Origin of the sequence: Youngiibacter fragilis 232.1, assembly GCF_000495435.3 — a bacterium.
Classification (GTDB): Bacteria; Bacillota; Clostridia; order Clostridiales; family Clostridiaceae; genus Youngiibacter; species Youngiibacter fragilis.
Genome location: NZ_AXUN02000167.1, coordinates 1 through 25,639, shown reverse-complemented (window position 1 = coordinate 25,639; position 25,639 = coordinate 1). Strand labels below are relative to the sequence as shown.

Annotated in this window: 22 protein-coding genes; 8 read left to right on the top strand and 14 right to left on the bottom strand. The window is 48.3% G+C overall.

Annotated features, from left to right (window positions below; genetic code table 11):
- Positions 1-7 precede the first annotated feature (7 nt).
- The 4 genes from T472_RS08350 to murQ are packed head-to-tail and all read right to left on the bottom strand — an operon-like array spanning position 8 to position 4,222.
- On the bottom strand, positions 8-856 hold the full coding sequence (locus T472_RS08350; protein WP_023388516.1) for a MurR/RpiR family transcriptional regulator: 849 nt from the start codon (positions 854-856) through the stop codon (positions 8-10).
- A 4-nt stretch (positions 857-860) separates the two neighbouring features.
- Complete coding sequence (locus T472_RS08345) at positions 861-1,907, bottom strand: MupG family TIM beta-alpha barrel fold protein (RefSeq protein WP_023388515.1); 1,047 nt, start codon at positions 1,905-1,907, stop codon at positions 861-863.
- A 21-nt stretch (positions 1,908-1,928) separates the two neighbouring features.
- Positions 1,929-3,302, bottom strand: coding sequence for a PTS transporter subunit EIIC (locus T472_RS08340; RefSeq protein WP_023388514.1), 1,374 nt, complete (start codon positions 3,300-3,302; stop codon positions 1,929-1,931).
- A 2-nt stretch (positions 3,303-3,304) separates the two neighbouring features.
- Complete coding sequence (gene murQ / locus T472_RS08335; RefSeq protein WP_023388513.1) at positions 3,305-4,222, bottom strand: N-acetylmuramic acid 6-phosphate etherase; 918 nt, start codon at positions 4,220-4,222, stop codon at positions 3,305-3,307.
- 189 nt (positions 4,223-4,411) lie between these two features.
- Between murQ and T472_RS08330 the strand changes: the two genes are divergently transcribed.
- Positions 4,412-4,978: a hypothetical protein gene (locus tag T472_RS08330; protein ID WP_023388512.1), complete on the top strand. Its 567-nt coding sequence runs from the start codon at positions 4,412-4,414 to the stop codon at positions 4,976-4,978.
- Positions 4,979-5,028: 50 nt separating this feature from the next.
- Here the strand turns inward: T472_RS08330 and T472_RS08325 are convergent, their stop codons facing one another.
- Positions 5,029-5,367: a hypothetical protein gene (locus tag T472_RS08325; protein ID WP_023388511.1), complete on the bottom strand. Its 339-nt coding sequence runs from the start codon at positions 5,365-5,367 to the stop codon at positions 5,029-5,031.
- Positions 5,368-5,520: 153 nt separating this feature from the next.
- Between T472_RS08325 and T472_RS08320 the strand changes: the two genes are divergently transcribed.
- Positions 5,521-6,435, top strand: coding sequence for a ketopantoate reductase family protein (locus T472_RS08320; RefSeq protein ID WP_023388510.1), 915 nt, complete (start codon positions 5,521-5,523; stop codon positions 6,433-6,435).
- Positions 6,436-6,468: 33 nt separating this feature from the next.
- Here the strand turns inward: T472_RS08320 and T472_RS08315 are convergent, their stop codons facing one another.
- The 4 genes from T472_RS08315 to T472_RS08300 all read right to left on the bottom strand — a co-directional run bounded on the left by T472_RS08315 (position 6,469) and on the right by T472_RS08300 (position 11,086).
- Complete coding sequence (locus T472_RS08315; RefSeq protein WP_023388509.1) at positions 6,469-7,686, bottom strand: MFS transporter; 1,218 nt, start codon at positions 7,684-7,686, stop codon at positions 6,469-6,471.
- Between the two features lie 161 nt (positions 7,687-7,847).
- A complete protein-coding gene (locus tag T472_RS08310) occupies positions 7,848-9,017 on the bottom strand; it encodes an ABC transporter permease (RefSeq protein WP_023388508.1) in 1,170 nt (389 codons plus the stop codon).
- Positions 9,004-10,140 (bottom strand): ABC transporter permease, encoded by a 1,137-nt coding sequence (locus tag T472_RS08305; protein ID WP_023388507.1) that lies wholly within the window; start codon positions 10,138-10,140, stop codon positions 9,004-9,006. Before T472_RS08305 ends, T472_RS08310 begins: the two co-directional genes overlap by 14 nt.
- Before the next feature lie 13 nt (positions 10,141-10,153).
- Complete coding sequence (locus T472_RS08300; protein ID WP_023388506.1) at positions 10,154-11,086, bottom strand: ABC transporter ATP-binding protein; 933 nt, start codon at positions 11,084-11,086, stop codon at positions 10,154-10,156.
- A gap of 226 nt (positions 11,087-11,312) precedes the next feature.
- On the opposite strand from T472_RS08300, the gene T472_RS08295 reads away from it, so the two are divergent.
- Positions 11,313-12,152, top strand: coding sequence for a DMT family transporter (locus T472_RS08295; RefSeq protein WP_023388505.1), 840 nt, complete (start codon positions 11,313-11,315; stop codon positions 12,150-12,152).
- Positions 12,153-12,342: 190 nt separating this feature from the next.
- On the opposite strand, the gene T472_RS08290 is transcribed toward T472_RS08295, so the two are convergent.
- From T472_RS08290 to T472_RS08275, 4 genes are all read right to left on the bottom strand, one after another.
- Positions 12,343-13,308: an ABC transporter permease gene (locus tag T472_RS08290; protein ID WP_023388504.1), complete on the bottom strand. Its 966-nt coding sequence runs from the start codon at positions 13,306-13,308 to the stop codon at positions 12,343-12,345.
- Positions 13,309-14,424, bottom strand: coding sequence for an ABC transporter permease (locus T472_RS08285; protein ID WP_023388503.1), 1,116 nt, complete (start codon positions 14,422-14,424; stop codon positions 13,309-13,311).
- The gene (locus T472_RS08280; protein WP_040907134.1) at positions 14,414-15,940 is read right to left on the bottom strand and encodes an ABC transporter ATP-binding protein; all 1,527 of its coding nucleotides are present in this window, start codon (positions 15,938-15,940) and stop codon (positions 14,414-14,416) included. The genes T472_RS08285 and T472_RS08280 overlap by 11 nt, the downstream gene beginning before the upstream one ends.
- A gap of 142 nt (positions 15,941-16,082) precedes the next feature.
- Complete coding sequence (locus T472_RS08275; protein WP_023387142.1) at positions 16,083-17,228, bottom strand: BMP family lipoprotein; 1,146 nt, start codon at positions 17,226-17,228, stop codon at positions 16,083-16,085.
- 533 nt (positions 17,229-17,761) lie between these two features.
- Here T472_RS08275 and T472_RS08270 point away from each other — a divergent pair.
- Genes T472_RS08270 through T472_RS08260 form a run of 3 tightly spaced genes read left to right on the top strand, consistent with a single transcriptional unit; the run spans position 17,762 to position 21,961 of the window.
- Positions 17,762-19,609: a beta-glucoside-specific PTS transporter subunit IIABC gene (locus tag T472_RS08270; RefSeq protein ID WP_023387143.1), complete on the top strand. Its 1,848-nt coding sequence runs from the start codon at positions 17,762-17,764 to the stop codon at positions 19,607-19,609.
- 13 nt (positions 19,610-19,622) lie between these two features.
- Positions 19,623-21,083 (top strand): glycoside hydrolase family 1 protein, encoded by a 1,461-nt coding sequence (locus T472_RS08265; RefSeq protein ID WP_023863532.1) that lies wholly within the window; start codon positions 19,623-19,625, stop codon positions 21,081-21,083.
- A 29-nt stretch (positions 21,084-21,112) separates the two neighbouring features.
- Entirely contained in the window at positions 21,113-21,961 is an 849-nt protein-coding gene (locus T472_RS08260) for a PRD domain-containing protein (RefSeq protein ID WP_023387495.1), read from the top strand.
- Positions 21,962-22,110: 149 nt separating this feature from the next.
- On the opposite strand, the gene T472_RS08255 is transcribed toward T472_RS08260, so the two are convergent.
- Positions 22,111-24,012: an NAD(P)/FAD-dependent oxidoreductase gene (locus T472_RS08255; protein ID WP_023387496.1), complete on the bottom strand. Its 1,902-nt coding sequence runs from the start codon at positions 24,010-24,012 to the stop codon at positions 22,111-22,113.
- Between the two features lie 597 nt (positions 24,013-24,609).
- On the opposite strand from T472_RS08255, the gene T472_RS19565 reads away from it, so the two are divergent.
- Together T472_RS19565 and T472_RS20635 are read left to right on the top strand one after the other, a co-directional pair.
- The gene (locus T472_RS19565; RefSeq protein ID WP_052011783.1) at positions 24,610-25,503 is read left to right on the top strand and encodes an RNA-guided endonuclease TnpB family protein; all 894 of its coding nucleotides are present in this window, start codon (positions 24,610-24,612) and stop codon (positions 25,501-25,503) included.
- Positions 25,484-25,639 (top strand): zinc ribbon domain-containing protein (locus T472_RS20635; protein WP_152975147.1); only part of this gene is annotated, 156 nt, incomplete at its 3' end. The genes T472_RS19565 and T472_RS20635, both read left to right, overlap by 20 nt.

Here is a 25,639-nt window from a genome sequence, read left to right as displayed (position 1 = left end):
AAATTTTCTACACTCTCTTCAGTCCTTCTACCATGCTCCTGGTTTCCTTTATGTCGTCCCTCACTTCGTCGAAGCTCATCCTGGCAACCCCTATGAAGAGTATGTCGACTATTGTCAGCTGCGCCATCCTTGAGACTATGGCTCCTGTCCTGTAGTTCTTTTCCTCGGCTATAGTATGGAAGTCCATGTCGGCGAGCTGTGATATGGGATTCCTGCCAAGGGTGGTTATGCTTATTATTGTCGCACCCTTGCTCTTCGCCTTTTCCAGGGCCTTGAAGACCTCGATGGAACTGCCGCTGTTTGAGATTCCTATTGCAAGGTCACCCTTCTTCAGGTGCACTGAAGAGGCAAGCTGGCTGTGCGTGTCCTTGTAGAAGATGGAGTCCTTTCCTATCCTCATGAGCTTCAGCTGGAAGTCCTCTGCGACAAGGGCGGATTGTCCTACTCCGAAGAAGAAGACCCTTTCCGATTTGATTATCGCATCAACCGCACGGGCTACCATATCGGCATTGAGGCTTCCTGCCGTATCAAGTATCGCTTTGGAGTTTCCGGAGCTGATCTTATCGATGATATCACCCATAGAGTCGCTCTTTTCAACTGCCTCATATACAGTTGTCCCGCTTTCGGATTCCTTCAGGTACTCGAGGAAACCGAGCCTGAACTCCACAAAGCTCTGGTATCCCAGCTTCTTTGCGAACCTTACGATGCTTGCGGTACTGGTGCCTACGCTGTCAGCAAATTCCTTTACGTTGAACTTGGGTATCTTCGATTCGTTTTCGAGTATGTAGTCTGCGATCTTTTCCTCCGATTTTGAGAAGCCGGCTCGCATCTGCTCGATTCTCAGGAATCCAGCCATCAAATCACATCCTATCCTTCAGTATGTGGAACTCGAAGGCATCACCCGGGCCGAGCATGTCTATGAGGAGCCTTCCGTAAAGCGAGCTTCCAAGGACATTAACCCTTGGGTCCGCAGGCAGGTCCTTCTTTACGATCTGCAGCTCGCCCTCGTACCTTCCATAACCGTTATTATCAATTGTAACAGAATAGGCAGCTCTTTTAATACAATTTGATGGAGAAACCTTGCTTTTTTTATTAAGCCTTGATTCCTCTGACCTTATGACATAATCTGCCGGGTCAAGCCTGTTGTGGTGGACACCTGACAGTAAGGCTGAAGCATCAGCTTCATCAGCCAGAAGTCTTATTGGGACTCTTGCCACATCCGGTCTAATGCCAGAAAGGGAATCCAACTCCTCGAGGGATGCTATCGCATCTCCAAAAAGGACAAGGTCAGTTCCTCCCTTCATCAGATGCTGAGCTGAAACCAGCGGAGGAATATCCCTGTGGGCTTCAACCGTTGGCAAACCTTCAAACAGGGGACCTCTCCTTCCGGAGAGTGATGGAATGAAAGCCATCGTCTTCATTCCAAGGGTGTGGAAAAAATCATTCCTCTTATTCAGGAATTCCCAGGATATACCAGTATCCCTCCGGGGATAGTAGTTGTGGCAGACTTCGACGTTGCCTGGATCAAGTCCTATCGAAAGCAGCCTGTCCAGGCTCCTCTCGTCAAGTACGGATGCGTTAAGCTGTATCCTGAAGCTGTCTCTATTTGACAGCTCAGCTATCTCCTCCGGAGAGAATCCGAAATCCAGCCTAAGGGCATGAAGCTTAAGACCAATGCTCTCAGCCTTCTTCATATACCCCTTCGAGACATCAGCTGTCAGCTCCATGCCAAGTGAAGCCGCCTTCTCTGCTATTGCTTCAGCTTCATACTCAAGTGCACTGTCTGCCTCAGGTATGTGCAGGGAGGTGAAGACCCTGGTGAAGCCTCTTTTTGAGGCTTCCTCCAGGTATTTCAGGCTGTCTTCAAGGGGATAACCCATTCCGGGGAATATTGAGATTCCATGCATATCTTCACCCTCTTAGTGACCTTATTCTTCGACCGGGTCATTGAAGCCTATAAGGCTTGTCGCAATGAAGCCAACTATATAAGCTGATATTACTCCGATGAGGTATTTCATGGCTCCACCAGGAACGATGGCCGCTGCGAGCGGAAGTCCTGAAAGTCCCAGGGCTACTGCGCCGATATTGCCGAATGCCGCGACTACGGCTCCGCCTGCCGCACCACCTATGCAGGCGCCGAGGAAAGGCTTTCCAAGGGGAAGTGTGACACCGTATATGAGTGGCTCGCCAACACCAAGGATTCCAACAGGAAGTGCTGATGCTATCGTTCTCTTGAGCCTCTGGTTCTTTGTCTTGAAGTATACTGCAATTGATGCTCCCACCTGACCTGCACCGGCCATGGCAAGGATCGGAAGAAGTATGGTGAAGCCCTTTGAGGCAATAAGGTCAGCGTGTATAGGAGTAAGGCCCTGATGGATTCCGGTCATGACCAGCGGAAGGAATGTTCCTGCAAGCACTGCCCCGATGAAAGCTCCTCCTCCTGATATGGCACCTGTTACCGCCCTGCCTATGGATTCCGATATCCATCCGCCAAGAGGCTGAAGCACGAAGACCGCTGCAGCACCTGCTACAAGGACTGTCACGAGCGGTGTTATTATGAGGTCAAGTGACTCAGGCATTACTTTCCTCACTGCCTTCTCGACCCTCGAGGCGAAGAAGACGACAAGAAGTACCGCGATTATTCCGCCTCTGCCAGGAACAAGCTTAGTCCCGAAAAGGACTACGTCCCCGAGGGACGGATGCATCAGGATCCCTGCCATGACTGCTCCGAGGGCAGCTGAGCCGCCGAATTCCCTTGCTGCATTGTAGCCGACAAGTATGTTCATGTATGCGAATATTGCGGCACCGAAGATCCCGAGAAGTCCGACAAGTGCAGGGTTTGCCGCAGCAAAGCCTGGAAGGACAAGAGGATTCTTCAGCAGGTTGTTTATGCCCATTATGAGTCCTGATGCTATGAATGCAGGTATCAGAGGTATGAATATGTTGGAGATCGACTTCAGTACCCTGGAGAAGGGCTTCTCGTACCTTGCCTTCATATCCTTCTTTACCGCATCGGCATTTCCGAAGTCCGCATCGACCTGTCCCTTTATCCCGGTAATCTTCTCGAGCTCCTGGGCGATCTTGGTGGAGGTGCCCGGTCCTACCACTATCTGGTACTGCCCGCAGCTTTCAACTACTCCCATCACACCTTCGACCTTCTTCAGCCCGTCCCTGTTGACCTTGGAATTGTCCTTGAAGGTCATCCTTACGCGTGTCATGCAGTTTGTTATTGAAGCGACATTACCTTTGCCGCCAACGTTCTCAAGTATCTCGGATGTCAGTCTGTCGTTTTTTGCTGCCATTTCTATTCCTCCCTGATCTGCTTGTCAGTAGCATCAAGCGCCTTCAATATGTATCCGCTGTTCTTTTCGAGAAGAAGCGAAGCTTCATCCCTGCCAAGTCCGGTAAGCTTAATGAGTATCGCAAGCTTGGGATTTCCTCCGGAAAGCCCGATAAGCCTTGCAGCTTCATCCGGGTCGGCGCCTGTTGCCTGCATCACTATGTTCTTCCTTCTTTCAACAAGCTTCTCGTTTGTGGCTGATACGTCAACCATGATGTTCGAGTACACCTTACCCAGCTTAACCATGGTTCCCGTAGTGATCATGTTGAGTATGAGCTTCTGTGCTGTCCCGGCTTTGAGCCTGGTTGAACCGGTGATGGCTTCAGGGCCGACTTCAGCCACTATCGGTATGTCTGCAGCTGCTGCCATCGCTGACCCTCTATTGCAGGAGACCGATACAGTGACTGCTCCCAGCTTCTTCGCATGTTCAAGGGCTCCGAGGACATAAGGTGTCCTACCGCTGGCTGCGATCCCGACAAGTATGTCCTTTTTCGTGAAGCCAATGGAGATGAGGTCGCGGGCTCCGCCGGCAAAATCATCCTCAGCGCCTTCAACAGCCTTGAGTATAGCTTCCTTGCCTCCGGCGATGATTCCTACAACCAAATTCGGGTCAGTACCGAAGGTGGGTGGGCATTCCGAAGCATCAAGTATTCCAAGCCTTCCGCTCGTACCTGCACCCGTATAGACCAGCCTGCCTCCCGACTTAATCGCATCTGAAGCTGCATCCACCGCTTCGGCGATCCTTTCCAGCGACTTTGCCACCGCCACAGGGACCTTCATGTCCTCCCTGTTCAGCATCCGCATCATCTCGAGGGTCGATACCCTGTCGATGTCCAAAGTGTCAAGGTTTCTTGATTCAGTAGTAAGTTTTGTCAAATCCATAAGAATCCTCCTTGTTCTTCATTGACACCATTATACGGCTATGAAATAAAATTACAATATATAAAACGGAAAATTGTAATAAAAATACAAACCTTTACAGAAACTTCATTTATGAGTATACTCCCTGCCTATAAATGATATACTGGAATAAGGAAATATGCCATAATCCAAGCATCAGGAGTTGAAGATATGCTGAAGAAACTTTATGAGAAGAGACCTATGGAAAGGGTTATCCCGCTTTTTGCCTTGTTTCTGGTGTTATATGCAGCCATGTTCATGATCTCTTATCTCACCCATGGGGATGCATGGCCCGGTGTTCCTGCAGCCGGAGCGGCAGAGGTATCAAAGGATCCAATAAGGCTCATTGCAGACAGCGGAACGGTAGTCCTGTTCATAGTCGGAGGAAACATACTCGTAAGGGCAGGGGCCCTTACTCCCGGACTTGCCATATTCCTCCTTCAGGCGGCCACAGGGGGCTGGTTCGGAGGAATGAATGGCGGACCGGAATTCTTCCAGGGGATAGGCAGCTATTCGGCAGGCTTCCTTAAGACAGGATTCCTCGAATACCTCTCCTATGCAATGTTCTGTGCCGGATCCCTTGCGCTTAGCATAAAGGTCTCTGACAAGTTCCCGCCTAAGGGATGGACAGTGCAGAAGAAGCTCATTGACCTCACATTCACAAAGGATGAGACGAATGTGCTGATTGCAGCCCTTGTGGTCCTTGCAGCCTCAGGATTCGCTGAAGCTTTGCTTTAGACAGTATACGGACACTTAAAAACCGGAATCGTGATGATTCCGGTTTTTATCTAGAGCGTTATTATGCTGTAGCCCTGCCTGATATAAGGTTCCATGGGAGGATGGCCGCTCATGTCGCCATTTACCGGAATGCCGGAGCCCAGGTTGTACTCAAGTACACCGAACTTTGCGGAGCATCCCTTGCAGACACTGTCGAAGAGGCCCATGTCGAATGCCTTTCCAAAAAGCTTGTTGTCAGACTCCCTCATTTCCTTTATGAGCCTTACCGCTTCTCCTTCAAGTATCACCCTGACATCGATACCCTTTTCCTTCATGTCGATGGAGTTCAGCAGAACGTGCACGAAGCACGTGGGGTCTCCCCTGAATGCGAATATGGCTACCTTATCCATTTTGTCCCTCCCTTTAATAAGATTCTGTGTCCATATGACCAGAATATCATCATGAGCCTAAGCTGTAAACGTTTGGAACGTATATTGCCATGAGCTGACAGTGCGTGGTAGAATATTTCTAATATTCTCTTAGATATATACAGGAGGGCTGATATGGAAATAAGGAAGGTGTCGCTTGTAGGGCTTGGAGCGCTTGGTGTAATGTTCGGGAACCAGCTCCAGAAGACCATGGAGAAGGGAAGCTTCAAGGTCGTTGCAGACAGGGAAAGGATCAAAAGGTATGAAGAGCAGGGGATCTACAGCAATGGAGAGAGGTGCAGCTTCGAATTCCAGGCTGATGACGAAGGTACCCCAGTTGACCTTGCGATATTCGCAGTAAAGTACAATGGACTATCCGATGCGATAAGGTCAATGAAGCATCAGATAGGCGAAAATACAATGATAATCTCCACACTCAACGGAATAAAGAGCGAAGAGGTGCTGGGAGAAGCATTCGGACATGACAAGGTTGTATACTGCGTTGCACAGGGCATGGATGCAGTAAAGGAAGGGAATTCCCTTACCTATAAGAACATGGGAATGCTCGTAATTGGTGAGAAGAAGATGGAAGAACCGACGGAGAGGATCCTTGCGCTCCATGGATTCTTGAACAGCCATGGTGTGAAGTGCGAGATCGAGAATGATATGTACAGGAAGATGTGGAGCAAATTCATGCTGAACGTCGGAGTAAACCAGGTGGTATCCCTCTATGGAGGAACCTATGGGGAGATACATAAGGAGGGTCCTTCCAGGGAAATGATGAAGTCTGCAATGCGGGAGGTCATCGCACTTTCAGAAAAGGAAGGTGTGAACCTGACAGAGGCAGACCTTGAGTACTGGATGGGGATCTTGGCTACCCTTAGCCCTGACGGTAAGCCATCAATGAGGCAGGATGTGGAAGCCAGGAGGATGAGCGAGCTTGAGCTCTTCGCAGGTACTGTACTTGAGCTTGGGAAAAAGCATGGAGTGGACACTCCGGTGAACAGGGAGATATTCGACAGGATAACTGAAATGGAAAAGGGATATTGATATTAAGGGACTGCGGCTCGATGCCGCAGTCCCTTAAGCTATAGCTTCAACTTCCCTGTATGCTGTTGTCAGGACCAGCAGGAATAAAAGCGAGACCAGGACAAACACGGTTATGGATATTACAATGCCTGTCCAGCCGAAGCTCTGGTAGAATATGCCTGATACGGTTCCTCCGACACTTGCACCTGCGTAGTAGAAGAAAAGGTACAATGAGCTTGCCTGTGCCTTGCTCGATTTTGCTATGCCTGCAACCCATGCGCTGTTGATCGGATGGCATCCGAAGAAACCGAAGGTGAAGAGTGCAATGCCAAGCACTGTCACTACAAGGACCCCTGACAGGGTCATCACAGTCCCGAGTATCATTATCAGCATGGATGGTATGATTATGTGCGACCTTCTGTGCCTTGCGGACATGCTGCTGAGGAAGGTGGAACTGAAGGTACCGGTAAGGTAAATGAGGAATACGAAGCTCACAAGCCTTCTGTCCAGAAGGTATGGCGGAGCGATAAGCTCGAAGCCTATGTAGTTATAGATCGAAACGAAGCTTCCCATCATGAGGAATGACATTCCGTAGATGAGGACAAGCCTGGGATTTCTCATGTGGCCGATAAGCGACCCTGTTAGGCTTCTGACATCCATCTTCTTTGCAATGAAATTCCTGGATTCAGGGAGCAGCAGGACGAATCCGATGCTGTTAATCACTCCTATGGCACCAATGAATATCAGGGCTGACCTCCAGGTGAAGATGTTCGCCAGTAGACCGATAATGAGCCTTCCGGACATCCCGCCAATTGTGTTCCCGCTGATGTACAGTCCCATGGCGAAGGGGATATCCTTCCTGTCAAACTCCTCGCTTATGTAGGCCATTGCGATGGCAGGAAGCCCTGCCAGGGCGATTCCCTGAAGCACCCTTATAAGGATAAGCAGTTCAAAGGTAGAGGAAAAGCCTGAGAGGATAGCAAGGACGGCTGAAGCCACCGCTGAAATCGACATTACTACCTTCCTGCCATAGACCTCCGATATTGATCCTGCAATGAGAAGGCAGAAGGCAAGGGTCAGCGTGGTGACAGACTGTGACAGACTGGCTGAAGCCGGCAGCAGGCTGAACTCCGAAGCAAGGTTCGGCAGTATTGGCTGGGTGCTGTTCATGATGGCGAAGGTATTGAAGGCGCCAAGAAATAGCGCAATATTTGCATTCCTGAATCTCTTCCTGTAGTTCTTGTCATGTTCAGTATGGATCACATTCATCATTCGAATCTCCAATCGCAGAAGTGACAGCGATATGTCTATTATACGACACATCCTATGATATCTTAAGGATTGTTATTTGTTTAACTAAAACAAGTGGGATTATGATGGCAATAGAAAGACCGCCCTTGTTTCTGCAAAGGGCGGTCCGTCGAATGGAATATTCAGGCTGTGAGGCTCTTCCTTCTCCCAAGGAGAATTGATGCGATAAATGCGGCTATACCAAAGGCTGCCACTATAGCCATCGATATGAGGATATCGCTGGAATTCCGGAGGTCAAACCGTGATATAGACCCGATGGCGGTATTTGCCCGCACATACCAGTAGGTGGGCATCAGCCTTGCAACCTGCAGTACTGCAGGTCCCAGGAATTCCTGTGGTACGAATACACCTCCGAGGAAGCAGGAGCCCATGGTGACAACATTGCTCACCGCAGCAATAGCGTTCCTTCCCTTGATCAGGCTGGCAATCAGGAAGCTGATTCCTGTGCTCGCCAGTGCGAAAATGAATGAGTTCAGGAGGAACATGAGGAAGTTGATGTTCAGGTTCCTCTTGAAGTTGAGTATGAAGCACGCAGCCGCCAGTATAAGCCATGCAGCCACAGTGAAAAGGACAGTTGCAAGGAACATCTGGGATGTTATGGAATCCCTTTTAAGAGGAGATGAGAAATTCCTCTTCATGATGTCCTTGTCCTTGAGTACCAGCATTATTGAGCTTATTCCAAGGATGAGCACTGACAGGAGGGAATAAGCCATATAGTTGAAGTAGTATATTGACCAGTTTTCACCATTTGTCGATCCTTCAGGTATTGATATTTCAACATCGGCAGTGCCTGAAAGGTCCTCCTTCACCTTGCTTGCCATTTCTTCCCCGGTAATCCCGGGAAGGGTGTCAGCGTAAAGCCTTGCAGTGTTAAGGTATTGGTCTACCGCCATGTCAAGGTATACTGCAGCTATGGTTCCTGGAACTATGGTGGTTTCCAGAACAGAAGGCTTGCCTGACATGAATCCATCTGTGAAGCCTTCCGGAATCCTTATGACATAGTATACGCTCCTGAAGAACAGGGCATCCTTTATAGCATCCTCCGTATCATCTATCTCTATGAAGTTCCCTACCTTTGCCAGTTCATCCTTCAGTCCGCGCACGAGGGGAGTATCCTCCTCTGCCATGAATGCGACTGCTGTCTTTGATGCTGTGAAGGCGGTTATCTTCTCATCCCGCTGTGTGTTCGATGATGATATGAGTATTGAGATGAAAAGGAAAATTCCGATGTAAAGACCCATCAGAGGAAGGTTTTTCCTGATGATCTTCAGGCAGAGCTTAAATACTTGCATATTTTCGCCTCCTCACGACAAGATATGTCCCTGTGCAGAATATGGCGGCGAATATGCCGAGTATCCCCATGTTAAGGGCATACCTCCTGTACGTGTCATAGTAGTAAAGGCTGTAGAAGGCATCAGTCAGAAGGTTGACAGGATTCAGGTATGACAGTATGGGCGCATTTTCGCTTACGATATATTTCATCCCCTCATACATCATTCCAGCTAGGAATGAGCCTGTCATTGATACGGCAAGTATCACACCGGTCTTGACTCCCTCATCCTTTTTGACAAGTGAGCTTACGAAGGCTCCAAAGGTAACACCTGTGAATGATCCGGCGAGTGCTGTAAAGACCACGAAGGCCGTGTCATTACCGAAATCAACTCCGATGACCTTAGAGAGGAACAGAATCAGGATGAGCATCTCGACACCATGTATAAGAAGTGACGCCATGAGGCTGTAGATGAACGAACGGAGCTTGTGGACAGGTGATACCGATACCCTTGCCGCAAGCGGTGAGAGGTTCGCCTGTATGTCCATTATCTCCCTGTTGCCGAAGAAAGCCCCATAGAAGCATGCCATGGCGATAAGGGAGTAGTAATAGTTTAGTATGCTGTTTGGACTTCCACCTCCGGGAGATACCTCCCTGGTGTATGCGGTCCTGCTGCTCAGGCTCTCAAGCAGTTTTTCATGTGCCGCAGGGTCCTGAGACATGATGGACGTGACTGATGAGGACAGCTGCACATAGCTGTCGAGGAATATCTTGGCAATCGAAGGTCCAAGTCCCGTCGTAGCTGTGACGAGCCTTGGAGTGGTGTCTGAAATGACATAGGCCTCTATGCTGCCGTTCTCGAGCAGTACTTTTGCTTCATCAAGGCTTGTTTCAGACAGGTCAAAGAGCCTGTCCTCACCCGTCGATACTCCCTTCAGGGCATCCTGGAAAGAGTGGTTCTCCTGATATGCCTTGTCATCTACGACAGCAATCCTGACGGGTTCGAAGGCTTCGTGCTCGTTCAGGCTGGAAAAGGCAACATTGAAGAATATAGCCAGTATAAGTGGGAAAAGCATTGACCAGAATACAGTCTCCTTGTCCCTGAGAAGGCACTTGAGCCTTGTCCTGAATATATGGGTGAACATAGCCTATGCCTCCTTAGTCCCTCAGTTCTTTGCCTGTAATTTCAAGGAATACGTCGTTAAGTGTTGGCAGCTCGGTCCTGATCCTTGAATATTTGACTCCGGTCCTTTTGAGTATCTCGAGGACCTCCTCGAGGCTGCTCATTCCCCTTTCTGAGACAACTGTAAGAACCTTGTCAACATACTCTGACGATGAGACCCCGTCTATCATCCTTAGCTCAGCCATGACAGAATCAGGAAGTTCCTCAGCATCGACTATTACCTTCTCCCCGATCGAGACCATTTCCTTCAGTTCATCCTTCGTCCCTGTGGCAATAGCCCTCCCCTTGTCAATTATCATTATCCTTGTGCATATCTGCTCAACCTCCTCCATATAGTGGGAGGTATAGACAACAGTAGCCCCGTTCCTGTTGAGTTCTGTTATGCCCTCGAGGATCTTGTTCCTGCTCTGAGGGTCTACAGCTACCGTAGGCTCGTCAAGGATTATGAGCTTTGGCTTGTGGGCAATGCCGCAGGCGATGTTCAGTCTCCTCAGAAGTCCCCCTGAAAGCTTCTTCGGACGAAACTTTCGGAAGTCCTCAAGCCCTGTAAAGGCGATCGCCTCATCCACCAGCTTTTTCCGAAGGGCCTTGTCGGTTACATACAGTCCGCAGAAATAGTCTATGTTCTCGTGTACTGTAAGCTCCTGGAATACGGCGACATTCTGCATTACGATGCCGATATCCCTCTTTGCGGCGTAGTTCTCCGGTGTCATGGGTGTTCCAAATACTTCGATTGTACCCTCGTCATACTCGAGAAGGGACAGTATGCAGTTTATTGCTGTTGTCTTTCCTGATCCATTCGGACCCAGGAGTCCGAATACTTCCCCTTCATGCACTCCGATATCCAGATGGTCCAGTGCGGTAAGTGTCCCATAGCGCTTAACAAGATTTCTCGCATCAATTACCATTCAAAAATCCCCCTCTGATGATTCAGTTTCAGGTCAATTTAATTGTAATACATACATATGGAAATCATAGTGTCAGAGACGGTTCAAAGCCATTTTCATTGTAAAATATCCGTTAACAACCTGATTATGATTATCCGGAGACACTGATACTATCTGCTTTCACTGTAATGACAATAAAAGATGTTGGCTGTATAATAATCACGTATCCTAAAAAGGGGAGATTCATTTGAGCGAAAGAAAGAAAGCGATACTCCAGCTGCTTATGGCAGCAGTTCTGTGGAGCACCGGAGGAATACTCATAAAGCTTGTGGATTGGAATCCTGTCGCAATAGCCGGCTCAAGAAGCCTTATTGCGGGATTCCTCATACTATTCTACCTGAAGAAGCCCAAGATAACCCTCTCAAAACCTCAGCTTGCAGGAGCTGCCGCATATGCATGCACAGTAATAATGTTCGTCATTGCCAACAAGATGACCACATCCGCCAATGCTATCCTTCTCCAGTACACCGCGCCTGCATTCGTGGCAGGGCTGTCGGTATGGCTTCTTAAGGAGAAGGTGCGCTGGTTTGACATAGTCTCAGTTATCATAGTGCTCGGAGGAATGGTCCTGTTCTTCACCGATTCGGCAGGGAAGGGCAACATGGCCGGAAACATTGTCGCAATACTCTCAGGATTCTTCCTTGCCTGCGTAACAATCGCACTCAGGTTCCAAAAGGACGGGTCGCCTGTTGAGACTATGCTTCTTGGAAACTTTGCCACGTTCCTGGTTTCGATACCGTTCCTGTTTGGCGGACTTCCGGATTTTAAGAGCCTTATAGGAATTGTGCTTCTGGGTACCATACAGCTCGGTGTATCATACATCCTGTACGCACTTGCCATAAGGCACCTGAAGGCACTTGAAGCAATACTCATAACTGTTATCGAGCCTCTTCTCAATCCGCTCTGGGTATTCATATTCGATGGTGAGGTTCCGACACTGTTTTCGCTTGCTGGGGGGTTAGTTGTTCTGTCTGCTGTGGTATGGAGAAACATAGTATCGGTCAGGTCAGCGAACGCTGTGAGTTAAACAGAGAATCTGCTCAAAACATAAAATAGCAAGAACATGTTCTTGTAAATCATGTTCTTGCTATTTTCGAATTTTTAAGCCATTTCAGTTCCCGGGCAAATGACCAGGAATCTATACGTGCGACATGAAAGAAGTGCTGATCATCCGATTCTGGATTGTCAGCACTTCTTGATTTAGCATATTTCGTTTATTATCTCAGTGACTTGTCGTATGGTATTCCTTCTGCCTTAGGAGCCCTTGATTTCTTCGAGGTGAAGGCGAGGACAACCATTGTGGCCACGTATGGGAGCATCTTGTAGTAGGTCTGGTTTATTCCAAGGTTGTTAAGGAACGGTATGAGGGCTACTGAGTATGCCAGGGTCCTCAGGAATGCGAAGAACATGGCAGCAAACAGTATCCTTCCCGGTCTCCATTGTCCGAAGATCATGACTGCCAGGGCAAGGAATCCGAAGCCTGCGACTCCGGTATGTCCGTTGACATTGCCATCCATTACACCTACAGAATAGAAGAAACCACCTATGCCTGCAAGTATCCCTGAAATGCTGACTCCTGCGTATCTCATGAAGTATACGTTGATTCCGACAGAGTCGGCAGCCTGCGGATGCTCTCCGCATGCCCGGAGCCTAAGGCCAAACCTTGTCTTGTAGAAGACGACAGTTACAACTGCCATTATTATAAAACCTATGTATATCGTAAGATAGGTCTTCTGGAAGAACAGCCGTCCTATTACAGGAATGTCTCCAAGGACAGGGACCTTCTGGATATAGAAGTTCATACTGGTTGTTATTCCGTCGCTGTTGAAGAACATCTTGGCGAACAGAAGTATTGCTGCAGGTATGAGCATGTTAAGTGAAGTTCCTGTAATTGTCTGGTTTGCCTTCATGCTTACTGCGGCAAACGACAGCAGGAGCGAGTACATCAGTCCTGAAACCGCAGCTACGACCATTCCAAGAAGTAGGATCGTCTGAGGGTTCATTCCGCTCTTCTGGACGGCGAATACGAACAGGGCACCGAAGAAAGCTCCAAATAGCATGATTCCTTCAAGCGCGATGTTGATGACACCGCTTCTTTCGCTGTACATACCTCCCAGAGCAACGAGAAGCAGTGGAATTCCTACAGGAAGCATGTTCTGTACAAGATAGTATAGAGTATCCACTTACTTCACCTCCTTCGCTTCATCATGATGCAGCCGCTTCTTAAGGAACCTTCCTGCCGCTGCATTCATTACCATGGCAAATGCCGAGAAGTATATTATCACGGCGATTACAACGTCTATGATCTCTGGCTTGTAGCCCTGAAGGCTTGCAAGGGTTCCGCCTCTCTGGATGTGAGATATGAAGAGGGCGGAGAAGATTATGCCTAAGGGGTGTGAGTTTCCAAGCAGGGCGACAGCTATTCCGTTGAAGCCTGCGGAAGCTATGATGTTTATCGGCTCATAGGTCATGCTGCTGCCTGTGATACCTGACGGTGCAAGTATCGCAAAGGCTCCGCCGAGACCTGCAAGGCCACCGGCTATTGCCATGGTGAGTATTATGTTCTTCTTTCCGTTCATTCCGGCATAGGCTGCTGCGAACTTGTTGAAGCCAGTAGCCTTGAGCTCATAGCCAAAGGTTGTCTTCTGGAGCAGGATATACAGCAGTATTCCGATTATTATGGCTAGGATGATCGAAACGTTGACGTTTGATCCGCTGATACCAAGCGAAGGCAGCTGAACACTTGTTGGCAGATAGTTGGTCCTTGTCTTTGAAGATACATACATGGTTCCATTGCTCTGGATCAGCATGTCGATGAGGTACATTCCTATGTAGTTGAACATTATAGAGGTTATGACTTCGTTAACGTTGAGGAGTGACTTGAATATTCCAGGGATGATCCCCCAGAGCATGCCGCCTACCATTCCTGCAGCAATGGCAGCTATCCAATGGAGGCTGCCTGGAAGCTTCACCATGAATCCAACATATAGTGCGAAGAACATTCCCATGGTGTACTGTCCGGATGCTCCTATGTTGAAGAGCCCCATCTTGAATGCGAAGCCTACGGCAAGTCCGGTCATCATGATCGGTGTCGCGAAGTACAGGACATCGCCAAGTCGCTTGAAGCCTCCGGCCATTACATTCGAGAATCCCGCTATGGCGTTTCCTGCGTCGGCAGCAAGCATAACTATGAATCCGAAGACAAGTCCCAGGAATATGGCGAGGAGTGCTGATGTGAAGGATGAGAATCCCTTGGTCTTGGTTATTTTCGTGATGTCAAAAGCCTTCTTATTCTCCATGGCTGTTCTCCTTTGCCGTATTCCTCTTTGCGCCTGACATGTACAGTCCGAGCTCTTCGACGGTAGTCCTCTTTGGATCTAGTTCTCCAACTATCTCCCCCTCATACATGACAAGAATCCTATCACTCACGTTCATGACTTCGTCAAGCTCAAGGGATATCAGAAGCACGCCCTTCCCTGCATCCCTGGTTGAAACCAGCTGCTTGTGGATGTACTCTATTGCACCTACGTCAAGTCCCCTTGTCGGCTGGACTGCCACAAGAAGCTCATGGTGCTTGTCTATCTCCCTGGCGATTATCGCCTTCTGCTGGTTTCCTCCCGACATGCTCCTGGCAGGTGTAACCGGTCCCTGTCCGCTTCTCACATCATACTGGCTGATCAGCTTTTCGGCATATTTTCTCATTGAATCGAATCTCAGGAATCCTTTCTTCTGGAAATCAGGCTGCCAGTATCTCTGGAGTATCAGGTTCTCTTCCAGGCTATAGTCAAGTACGAGCCCGTGCTTGTGCCTGTCCTCCGGAATGTGGCTCATTCCGGCTTCTGAACGGGTCCTGATGTTTGCTTTGGTTATGTCTTTTCCTGCCAGGGTGATCGTTCCCCCGGTCATCTTCTCCAGACCAGTAAGTGCTGAAACAAACTCTGTCTGTCCATTTCCGTCGATTCCTGCAAGGCAGACGATCTCGCCTCTACTGACATCAAAGGATACGTTCTTGACGGCGTTGTTCTTGTGTGTCTTGGAAGGTACTGTGACATTCTTCACTGAAAGAACGACATCCTGCGGTTCGCTTGGCTTCTTGTCAACGCTGAAGCTGATATCCCTGCCTACCATCATCCTTGAAAGCTCTTCCTTGGACGTGGTCTTGACATCGACAGTACCGATGTACTTGCCTTTTCTGAGGACTGTGCACCTGTCCGCCACTTCCTTGATCTCATTCAGCTTGTGGGTGATGAAGAGTATGGATTTGCCTTCCTTTGCAAACCCTTTCATTATCTCAAGGAGCTCCTTGATCTCCTGAGGAGTGAGCACTGCGGTAGGTTCGTCGAATATGAGTATCTCGTTGTCCCTGTAAAGCATCTTGAGTATCTCGACCCTCTGCTGCATTCCGACGCTTATCTTCTCAATGACAGCATCTGGGTCTACCTTAAGCCCGTACTGCTCGCTTAGGGCTACTACCTTATCCCTTGCTTCGCTTTCTTCCAGGAGTCCCATTTTCGTAGGCTCTACACCAAGTATTATGTTTTCAAGTACAGTGAAGATCTCTACAAGCTTGAAGTGCTGGTGGACCATTCCAATACCAAGGTTATTAGCATCGTTTGGATTGTTTATCTTTACAACCTGTCCATTCTTCCTTATTTCGCCCTTTTCAGCCTGATAAAGTCCGAAGAGGACGCTCATGAGCGTGGATTTTCCGGCTCCGTTCTCACCGAGAAGAGCATGGACTTCGCCCTTTTTCAAGTTAAGGGTGACATCATCATTTGCGATGATGCCTGGAAACACTTTGGTTATGTTGCGCATCTCGATAATATAATTGTTTTCCACGATAACCTCTTCTTCCTTCCTGTTATTTTAGACGAAAATAGGGGAAAACTCGCGCCTTCCCCCTTTTGCTTTCCTTACTTGCATAAGGCGCAGGCCAATATGCGAGCTGACTTTAAGATTATCTTGTAGTTACTGCTACCTTGACAAGCTTGAGTCCGTCCTTAAGCTCTGCTGCAGTCGCATATCCTGTCTCTGCTGCTACCTTGAGCTCACGGATCGGGTCTACAGTTCCCTTGGAAAGGGTCTCGTATACCTTGTCATATGCTGCCTTGTCGAATTTCTTGAATCTGTCGAATGCGTTTGCCTTGGTGTCGCCGATTACTTCTGTAGGAAGTCCTACTCCGTCGTTCGTTGCGTTGAAGTATGTTGACTTTCCAGCATAGGTGGTCCAGCTGTTAGTCTTGTATATGGACTCAAGAACGCTTATGACTGATGCTCCGAGTCCCTTCATTGCTGAAGTGATAACGGTTGGGCTGTCATATCTCTGGTCTACGTCTACTCCGATTACCTTCGCATTCGCTTCGGTAGCTGCTGACATTACTGACTTTCCTACTGCTCCGCCTGCTGCGAATATGACTTCAGCACCTTCCTGGTACATGGTCTTTGCAGTAGCCTTGTTGGTGTCGTTCTCTTCAAAGTTTCCTGTGTAGTGGTAGGTTACCTTGACTGATCCGTCAGCGAGTCCGAGCTCCTTGGCTGCATTCTCTGCTCCCTGAAGGAATCCGTATCCAAATGCCTGAACTGCAGGAACAGCCATTCCGCCCATGAAACCAAGCTTGGTCATTCCATCCATTACTGCCGCATAGCCAGCGAGATATCCTGATTCTTCTTCAGCGTAGAATACGCTTGCTACGTTTGACTTTGTCTCGAAGGTCTTGTAGTCAGCTGTATGAGGTGCTCCATCAAGAAGTATGAACTTGACGTTCGGATACTTTGTCTGCGCGTCATACATCGGAACCTCGAACAGGAATCCAGGAGTGACGATTACCTTTGCTCCTCCGGTTACCGCAAGGTCTATCGCTGCAAGATATCCTGCATCGGATGCCTCCTCCGGTTTGTAGTACTTGTGGGTGATCTTGGCCTCTTCAGCGAACTTCACGACGCCTTCCCAGGCTCCCTGGTTGAATGACTTGTCATCGATGTTTCCCTTGTCGGTGATAAGCGCAATTTCGAATCCGCTTGTTGTAGGTGTCTTCTGCCCGCAACCAGCGACGACCATACCTACAATCAGGATGGACATGACAATAGCCAGCATTTTTTTCATACGAAAAACCCTCCGTTTACTTCGTTCGACTTTCTGTCGTTGTCTTCATTATAAGGATTTATACGTAAAATCACAACATTTATCGTTTTCATACATGCATAAAAGAAATCAAAAAATATATACTTTGAATATCAAAGTATTTTTAAATTTTGACAAACTTGAAATATTTCGTATCGCTTATGGATGAACAGCAAATTCATGCGGTTTGTTTCTGATGAACCATGTCAAATGTGCGAAGATTTGTGACAAATTACTAAAATGACATTCATAAGCTGGCAAAGACTCAGCAAGTGAGGGATTTCTTTGCAGAAGGCAATATTGAAGCGAGGTGATGTACGGGTGCCTTACCAATTTTCAGGTTTTGAAAATGCTGTTGACGTTTTCTTTTTTCGTGGATATACTGACAACAACGGAATAAAACTTGGACATGTGACTGGTAATGCAGGCAGGATCCGAAATGACTAAATCATTTGATTTGTCATTTTGGGTCTTTTTTTGTTCTGTGAGATGATGATCATAAAGGAGAGGGAAAAATGAACTACAAACAAACCGCAGCTGAAATACTGAAAAATGTCGGTGGAAAAGAAAACATATCCCATTTCGAGCATTGCTCGACGAGGCTCAGGTTCTCACTTGTCGACAGCAAGAAGGCTGACGTCAAGAAGCTCGAGTCGACCGAGGGAGTAATGGCTGTCAAGATGACAGGACAGTGCCAGGTCGTTATCGGCAACGATGTCATCGAAGTATACGACGAGATAATGAAGCTCATAGGAAATGCGGACCTTTCATCACAGGCTTCAGACAAGCCAAAAGAGAAGCAGAAGCTTGGCGCACTTGTTCTTGACTTCATGGTAGGCATATTCCAGCCGCTTGTTCCTGCAATTGCCGGAGGCGGAGTCCTGAAATCACTCCTTCTTCTCCTTTCAGTCGCCGGAATAATGGCTACAGGCTCATCGACATACAAGATACTGAGCTACATAGGAGATGCACCTCTGTACTTCCTTCCGATAATGGTAGCCATAACCACTGCGAACAAGCTAAAGGTAAACAGCCTTGTGGCAATGTCGGCTGTTGCCGCACTCATACTTCCGAACATGACCGCACTCCTCAAGGAAGGCACCCAGCTGTTCGGATTCGGGGTACAGAACATAGCCTATGCGTACCAGGTATTCCCTGCGATACTCACAGTGCTGCTGTATGCTCAGCTTGAGAAGTTCTTCACTAAGGTTTCACCGAAGTCGGTAAGGATATTCCTGGTCCCGATGATGTCCCTTCTGGTAACTGTACCGGCAGCGCTTCTTCTCCTCGGACCGGCGGGCTTCAACTTCGGTCAGGGATTTGCAGCAGTGATCCTCGCCATATTCGCGAAGATGGGCTGGATAGCGGTAGGTCTCCTTGCAGCTGTACTTCCGTTCATGGTAGCTACAGGAATGCACAAGGCGATGCTTCCATACGCGATCTCCACATTCACACAGCTTGGCAAGGAGATACTCTATCTTCCTGCATCACTCGCACACAACATCGCTGAAAGCGGTGCATGCTTCGGAGTTGCGATAAGGACCAGGGACAAGAATCTCAGGTCGATTGCGATCTCAGCGGGAATATCAGCGCTTTTCGGAATCACCGAGCCTGCTCTGTACGGAGTAACACTCCAGAACAAGAAGGTACTTGCCAGCGTAGTCATCGGTTCCTTCGTAGGTGGTTCATATGTAGGTCTTGTAGGACTACATGCGTTTGCGATAGTCGGACCCGGACTTGCCAGCATCTCCATGTTCATATCAGAGACAGCGCCTAACAACATAGTCAACGCAATAATCGGACTTGCCATATCCTTCATAGTGGCCTTCGCTGCAGCACTTGTGCTTGGTAAGGACAACTCCGCTGAAAAGGCGAAGGAAGTTCTCGCAGTGTCGATAGGATCTGAGGAGACTTTCAGAAGCCCGCTTAACGGAACAGTAATATCCCTTTCAGAGGTCAAGGATGATGTGTTCTCGTCAAGGGCGATGGGAGATGGTATAGCGGTAGTACCTTCAGAGGGTAAGCTGTATGCTCCTGTAGCAGGAAAGATAGAGATGGTGTTCGAGACGAACCACGCACTTGGAATGACAACAAATAACGGAGCACAGATACTGTTCCACGTAGGACTTGATACTGTAAAGCTCGGAGGTAAGCACTTCGAGCCCAAGGTAAAGGTAGGCGACTTGGTGAAGGCTGGAGACCTGCTCCTTGAATTCGACCTTGAAAAGATCGTCGCTGAAGGCTTCGACCCTGTAACTGTAGTGGTCGTGACCAACAAGGATGAGTATGAGGTAAAGGTCAGGGAAGTAAGCAGCGTGAAATACACTGACAACCTTATGACTGTAACAGAGCTTGCAAACTGAAAGAGAGGTAAGAATGAAGAAGGGATTTCCAGATAATTTCCTGTGGGGCGGCGCTATAGCCGCCAACCAGGTTGAAGGGGCATATGATGTTGATGGGAAGGGGCTGAGCGTCGCTGATGTAGCCATGTACAAGGCGCATCTTGATGTCAAGGACTATGCCGGACATGTTGCCATAAGCTCGAAGATAGTTGAGAATGCAATAAACGACAAGGATGCTTCAAGCTATCCGAAGAGGAGAGGAATAGACTTCTACCACCACTGGAAGGAAGACCTTGCTCTCTTTGCTGAGATGGGCTTCAAGGCGCTCAGGGTATCGATAGCCTGGACAAGGATCTTCCCGACAGGCGAAGAGGAGACTCCCAATGAAAAGGGACTAGAGTTCTACGAGAGCCTGTTCAAGGAAATGAGGAGGCTTGGGATTGAACCAATAGTCACCCTTTCCCACTATGAGATGCCTTTGTCCCTGAGTGTTAAGTACAACGGCTGGGCTGACAGGAGGGTAGTCGGACTGTTCACGAGATTCTCAAATATCTGCTTCACAAGATACAGGGATCTCGTAAAATACTGGCTGACTTTCAATGAGATAGACAGTATAATAAGACATCCGTTCACAACAGCGGGTATCATTCCAGACCGTTGTCCCGATGGCAAGGAAGAAGAGGTCGTGTTCCAGGCGCTCCATCACCAGTTCGTGGCGTCAGCGCTTGTGACTGAAGACTGCCACAGGATAATCCCAGGAAGCCAGATGGGCTGCATGCTCACAAAGCTCACGACATATCCCAACACCTGCAACCCTGATGACGTGGAGCTTACACTCAAGAAGAACCTGCTGAACCATTTCTACTCTGATGTGCAGGTCTTTGGAGAGTATCCGGTACTCATACTGAGGATGCTCGAGAACAAGGGCATTAAGATAGTAATGGAACCAGGCGACGCGGAAATCCTTAAGAAGCACACCGTGGATTATGTTTCCTTCAGCTACTACATGTCCCTGACAGAATCCGCAAGGGAAGGCCTTGAGAAGGCCGCTGGAAATACCATACTTGGAGTCAAGAATCCATACCTTCCGTCAACCGACTGGGGATGGCAGATAGACCCGAAGGGCCTGAAGATATCCCTGCTGGAGCTTTATGACAGATACAAGAAGCCTCTTATCATCGTTGAAAACGGCATGGGAGCTGTAGACAAGGTCGAAGCAGACGGTACCATACATGATGACTACAGGGTCACTTACTTCAGGGAGCATATCAGGTACATGAAGGAAGCGATCGAAGAGGGCGTTGAGCTCTTCGGATATACAAGCTGGGGACCTATAGACCTCGTAAGCGCAGGTACGTCACAGATGTCCAAGCGTTACGGATTCATATATGTAGACCAGGATGATGAGGGAAACGGCACGCTTGAGAGAAGCCGCAAGGACTCGTTCTACTGGTACAAGAAAGTCATAGGAAGCAATGGAGCGGATTTGGACTGATCTAATAATACTCAAAAGAGGGCATTAACGTGAAGAAGATCAAAAAGGTTCTGAATTCAAGCGTAGTAATAGCGGAAGACGAACAAAAGAGGGAATACATCCTGCTTGGAAAAGGCATAGGATACGGACAGAAGGCCGGAAGCGAGATACTGGAGCATCAGGCGGACCAGGTCTTCATACCTGTTGACAAGATAAAGACAGCGGGGTTCTTCGAGATACTCGATTCAGTGTCCCCTGAATTCCTTGAGATGACACAGGATATAGTGAAGAAGGCTGAGGAAAAGCTGAATGTGAAGCTCAATCCCGGAATATACTTCACGCTGATGGACCATCTGAACTTTGCAGTTGAAAGGTACAGGAAGGAAATCAACATAACCAACAAGCTTTTTTGGGAGGTCAAGAACTACTACAGGGAAGAATTCAAGATCGGGCTATATGCCGTGAATCTTGTGAACGGCAGGCTCAATATTGAGCTCCCTGAGGAAGAGGCAGCAAATATTGCCTTCCACCTCATAAATGCCCAGGGTGAAGGCCAGGCATCGAAGGACGCCATGAAGGCAGCCAAGATGACCGGCAACATAGTCAACATGGTGAGATACACGCTTAATGTCAACATGGATACGGAAAACATCCACTATACCCGATTCGTGACGCACGTCAAGTTTTTCGTGGAGAGGTTCTTCTCCGGGAAAATGCTCACTGACGAGGATGATTTCCTTTACCACCAGATCTCAAGATCCTATCCGAATGCCATGAGAGGCGCGATGAAGATCAGTGATTACATCAGGCAGATCTACGAGAAGGACATTCCAAATGAAGAGCTCGTTTATCTGGCAGTACACATCCAGAGGCTGATTTCATATAATCACCTTGACTGACATCAGCCAGGGAAGTTCCAAAGCAATAATTGGACAGGATAACAAGGAAATAAAATAAGGCGTACCCTGCCGGGCAGTCAACCAAGGCTGCCAGGCAGGGTACGTTTATTTTACCGGTTGGATTGGACTAACCATATGAAAGGGCAGCCTCACTCAAGGTTGACAGCGGTGTCAAAGCCACTCTGGACAGCATTCATGATCTTCCCGACACTTGATGAGTCCCCGATTTTTATCACTCTTTCAAACTTGTCCCTGATCTCTTCATATAATGAGTCATTTGGACGGGCTCCCATGGAGATTACCACCATATCTGCAGGTATGTTCACCGATTCATTTGTCAGGGTGTTTTCTGAAACCACTGCAGCATCCTCGACGGCAAGAAGCTTGTGTGACATCCTGACATCGACTCTGCTGCCCTTTGCATACCCGATTGCAAGCAGGTGGTCAACGGGAAGCGACTCGTAGTTCGGTTCAGGAAGCATATCGATGACTGTGACCTTGTTCTTCCTCGCTGCGAAGGTAGCTGCAGTTTCAAGTCCTGTAAGACCGGCACCTACAATTACGATCTCCTTGCCTGATATGTCAGGGAAGTCATCAAGGACATCCCTGATCATCGCAACGTTTGGCTTGTCAATTCCCTTTACACTTCGCGGGAAAATCGGATCTGAACCTGTTGCGATGAGAACAGCGTATGGATTGAGCTTCTGGATATCCTCGAGGGTCGCCCTGGTGCCTGTTCTGAGGTCAATGCCTAATCTGCCAATTTGCTTCTTATAGTAATCTATGTGCCAGTTTACCTTCGACTTTCCGTCAGGGATAGCGCCTATCCTCTCCATTCCGCCTATCTTCACTTCTGACTCGAAAACCACAGGCTTGAATTTCCTTTCAGCGAGAGTGACTGCAGCCTCAAGCCCGGCAGGTCCGGCACCAATTACAGCTACGGTTCTTCCGCCCCCATCGTAAGACAATGATACATTCTCTGATTCCCTCATTGCCAGCGGATTTACAGCGCAGCCTGACTTTCCCGGAGGACAGTAGTCAAAGCAGCTCATGCATGAAATACAGGTGCGCATCTCATCTTCGCGGCCTGCAGAAAGCTTGTTCACCCATTCAGGCTCGGCGAACAGCCCTCTGCCTATGCCGACCATGTCACACAGTCCTTCTTCAAGTATTCTTTCCGCGAATTCAGGATGCCTTATGTCTCCGGTGGCTGCTACAGGAATAGTGACAGAGTCCTTTACGGTCTTTGCAAATGGAACCTTCCAGCCTTCTTCCCTGTGTCCGTCAGACGACATTCCGGTAAGGTCAGTGAGTCCGCCTCCTGCACTTACTGTTATCATGGAAGCCCCTGCCTTTTCCAGAAGAGCCGAGGCTTCAGCTGCGCGCTCCGGGGTCATGCCTCCCGGTGTCAGGTCAGTGCCGTTTATCTTCACGACTATGGTGAAATCATCCCCGCATGCTGCTCTGATACCCTGAAGTGATTCGGTTGAAAAGCGCATTGCGTTTTCGACAGTATCAGCACCATATTCGTCTGTTCTTTTATTGAAAAGCGGGACAGCGAACTGTTCTGGCAGATAATTATGGGCGATGTGGAATTCCACACCGTCTGCGCCGCTCTTCTTGATACGTACGCAGGCATCGGCGAACAATTTCTGTAGTCCGTGTATTTCGTCTATCGTCCAATCCGCAACCTGCTTCACATCCTCTGGCCTGCAGCCGTATGGGGTTACTCCCGGATGCCATGGCTGTAGGAAGATCTTCGCCCCGGCAGCATGGACAGCATCAACCAGCCTGGTAAGCCCTGGTATGAACTTGTCATCATAAAGTCCGGGCTGCATCGGAAGAGTGGAGGGATACAGAGGGTCGACTATGCATGCACCGGGGATAACCAGCCCTGCGCCGCCCTTGGCTCTTGCGGCATAGTAAGCGATCTGACGGTCCGTCACGAAGTTGTCAGGTGTTGACAGGTATTTTGCCATGGCCAGATAAATAACGCGGTTCTTAAGGTCCACATTTCCGACTTTGATAGGGGACAAGATCTTTTCATACATGTCTACAAACTCCACCTTTCATTTTGGATTCTCAATCACACCGTTCTCGTCATGCTATAACTTCTGCATCTGGAATAATTGTATTCCTAAAAGCGAACATGTTCAATGAAATTGAGTGAAAATTCAAAATAAGCTGGCGTCTGCGTGATTATAATAATAGTATGAGCAGGACCGTCTCAAATGAGCGAACTTCCTTCTTAAGTGGGTATATGCATTTCCTTGATGAAATAGCTTGCGCAAACTCGTGACTTCAGTCGTGAGTTAGCAAGCAAAGTCAAGAAATAATCAATAGTTTGAAGAATAATACATACAAAGTAATAAATATCATCAAGTACTTGAATAATAGCTTTGCATTTCCAAATGTTATACGTACCTGGGGTATTCTTATGTCTAAAATCCATTATGTACACGGTTATGTGAACGATTTGTAAATTCTGATTACTGATAACAATGCTTTGTATATTTTGGATGTTGAAACGCATAATGAGTATGTACATCTGCAGATCGAAAGCACCGAGGAACAAATCCGCAGGTACATACAGAATCAGAAAAAGAAATGAGACATTCCAAACTTTGACATCTCTGGAGGTGAGTGCAGTGCTGCAGCATAAGGCCTATGAATACCGTATCTATCCGGATAAGATACAGGAAACACTGATTGTAAGGACCATCGGCTGTTCAAGGTATGTATACAACCATTTCCTGGAACTCTGGAACAAGGAATATGAGGAGACAGGAAAAGGCCTGACTTATTCCGAATGCTCCAAACTTCTGACAAGGATGAAGAGGGACCCGGAACCTGCATGGCTTTGTGAAGTGGATAAGTTCTCCCTCCAGAATTCGCTCCGTAACCTGTCGGATGCCTTCTCCCGATTCTTCAAAGGACAGAATGAGCACCCCAAGTTCAAGAGCAAAAAGAGCCCGAGGCAAAGCTACACCACACAATTCACTAACAACAATATCGCAGTATCCGGAAATTGCCTGAAGCTGCCTAAGCTCGGCCTCGTAAAGTTTGCAGACAGCAGGGATATGAAAGGGCGTATACTGAATGCCACAGTACGAAGGAAACCGAGCGGGAAGTTCTTCGTATCAATCCTTTGTGAAGAGGAAATCTGTGAATTGCCCAAGACTGACTCCGCCGTCGGAATTGACCTCGGAATCACTGACTTTGCAGTCCTGTCAGACGGCACCAGGAATGACAACAACCATTTCACCAGGCAAATGGAAGAGAGGCTTATACGCGAGCAGCGAAAGCTTGCAAGGCGTGCACTTGCTGCGGAAAAAAGGGGAATCACTCTCTCTGAAGCCAGGAACTATCAGAAGCAGAGACAGAAGGTAGCAAGGCTCCATGAAAGGGTTGCGAACCAGCGAAATGAATTTCTGAACAAACTCAGTATAGAGATAGTCAAAAACCACGACATCATCTGTATCGAGGACCTTAACGTGAAGGGCATGATGCTAGAGCCACAAACTGGCAAAAAGCATTTCTGATGTATCATGGACGAGCCTTGTATCGAAACTTAGGTACAAGGCTTCCTGGTATGGGAAAGAAGTCATCAGGATAAGCAGGTGGTTTCCGTCAAGTCAGATATGCTCAGAGTGCGGTCACAAGGACGGGAAGAAGCCA

What these genes read in the sequence shown, in the direction of transcription:
- T472_RS08330 (WP_023388512.1), top strand. Translation starts at nt 4,412, where the DNA reads ATGCTGAAGAAACTTTATGAGAAGAGACCTATGGAAAGGGTTATCCCG.
- T472_RS08305 (WP_023388507.1), bottom strand. Translation starts at nt 10,140, where the DNA reads ATGTTCACCCATATATTCAGGACAAGGCTCAAGTGCCTTCTCAGGGAC.
- T472_RS08320 (WP_023388510.1), top strand. Translation starts at nt 5,521, where the DNA reads ATGGAAATAAGGAAGGTGTCGCTTGTAGGGCTTGGAGCGCTTGGTGTA.
- T472_RS08275 (WP_023387142.1), bottom strand. Translation starts at nt 17,228, where the DNA reads ATGAAAAAAATGCTGGCTATTGTCATGTCCATCCTGATTGTAGGTATG.
- T472_RS08255 (WP_023387496.1), bottom strand. Translation starts at nt 24,012, where the DNA reads ATGTATGAAAAGATCTTGTCCCCTATCAAAGTCGGAAATGTGGACCTT.
- T472_RS08265 (WP_023863532.1), top strand. Translation starts at nt 19,623, where the DNA reads ATGAAGAAGGGATTTCCAGATAATTTCCTGTGGGGCGGCGCTATAGCC.
- T472_RS08340 (WP_023388514.1), bottom strand. Translation starts at nt 3,302, where the DNA reads ATGGCAGCAAAAAACGACAGACTGACATCCGAGATACTTGAGAACGTT.
- T472_RS08345 (WP_023388515.1), bottom strand. Translation starts at nt 1,907, where the DNA reads ATGCATGGAATCTCAATATTCCCCGGAATGGGTTATCCCCTTGAAGAC.
- T472_RS08310 (WP_023388508.1), bottom strand. Translation starts at nt 9,017, where the DNA reads ATGCAAGTATTTAAGCTCTGCCTGAAGATCATCAGGAAAAACCTTCCT.
- T472_RS08315 (WP_023388509.1), bottom strand. Translation starts at nt 7,686, where the DNA reads ATGATGAATGTGATCCATACTGAACATGACAAGAACTACAGGAAGAGA.
- T472_RS08285 (WP_023388503.1), bottom strand. Translation starts at nt 14,424, where the DNA reads ATGGAGAATAAGAAGGCTTTTGACATCACGAAAATAACCAAGACCAAG.
- T472_RS08350 (WP_023388516.1), bottom strand. Translation starts at nt 856, where the DNA reads ATGGCTGGATTCCTGAGAATCGAGCAGATGCGAGCCGGCTTCTCAAAA.
- T472_RS08270 (WP_023387143.1), top strand. Translation starts at nt 17,762, where the DNA reads ATGAACTACAAACAAACCGCAGCTGAAATACTGAAAAATGTCGGTGGA.
- murQ (WP_023388513.1), bottom strand. Translation starts at nt 4,222, where the DNA reads ATGGATTTGACAAAACTTACTACTGAATCAAGAAACCTTGACACTTTG.
- T472_RS08280 (WP_040907134.1), bottom strand. Translation starts at nt 15,940, where the DNA reads ATGCGCAACATAACCAAAGTGTTTCCAGGCATCATCGCAAATGATGAT.
- T472_RS08300 (WP_023388506.1), bottom strand. Translation starts at nt 11,086, where the DNA reads ATGGTAATTGATGCGAGAAATCTTGTTAAGCGCTATGGGACACTTACC.
- T472_RS08325 (WP_023388511.1), bottom strand. Translation starts at nt 5,367, where the DNA reads ATGGATAAGGTAGCCATATTCGCATTCAGGGGAGACCCCACGTGCTTC.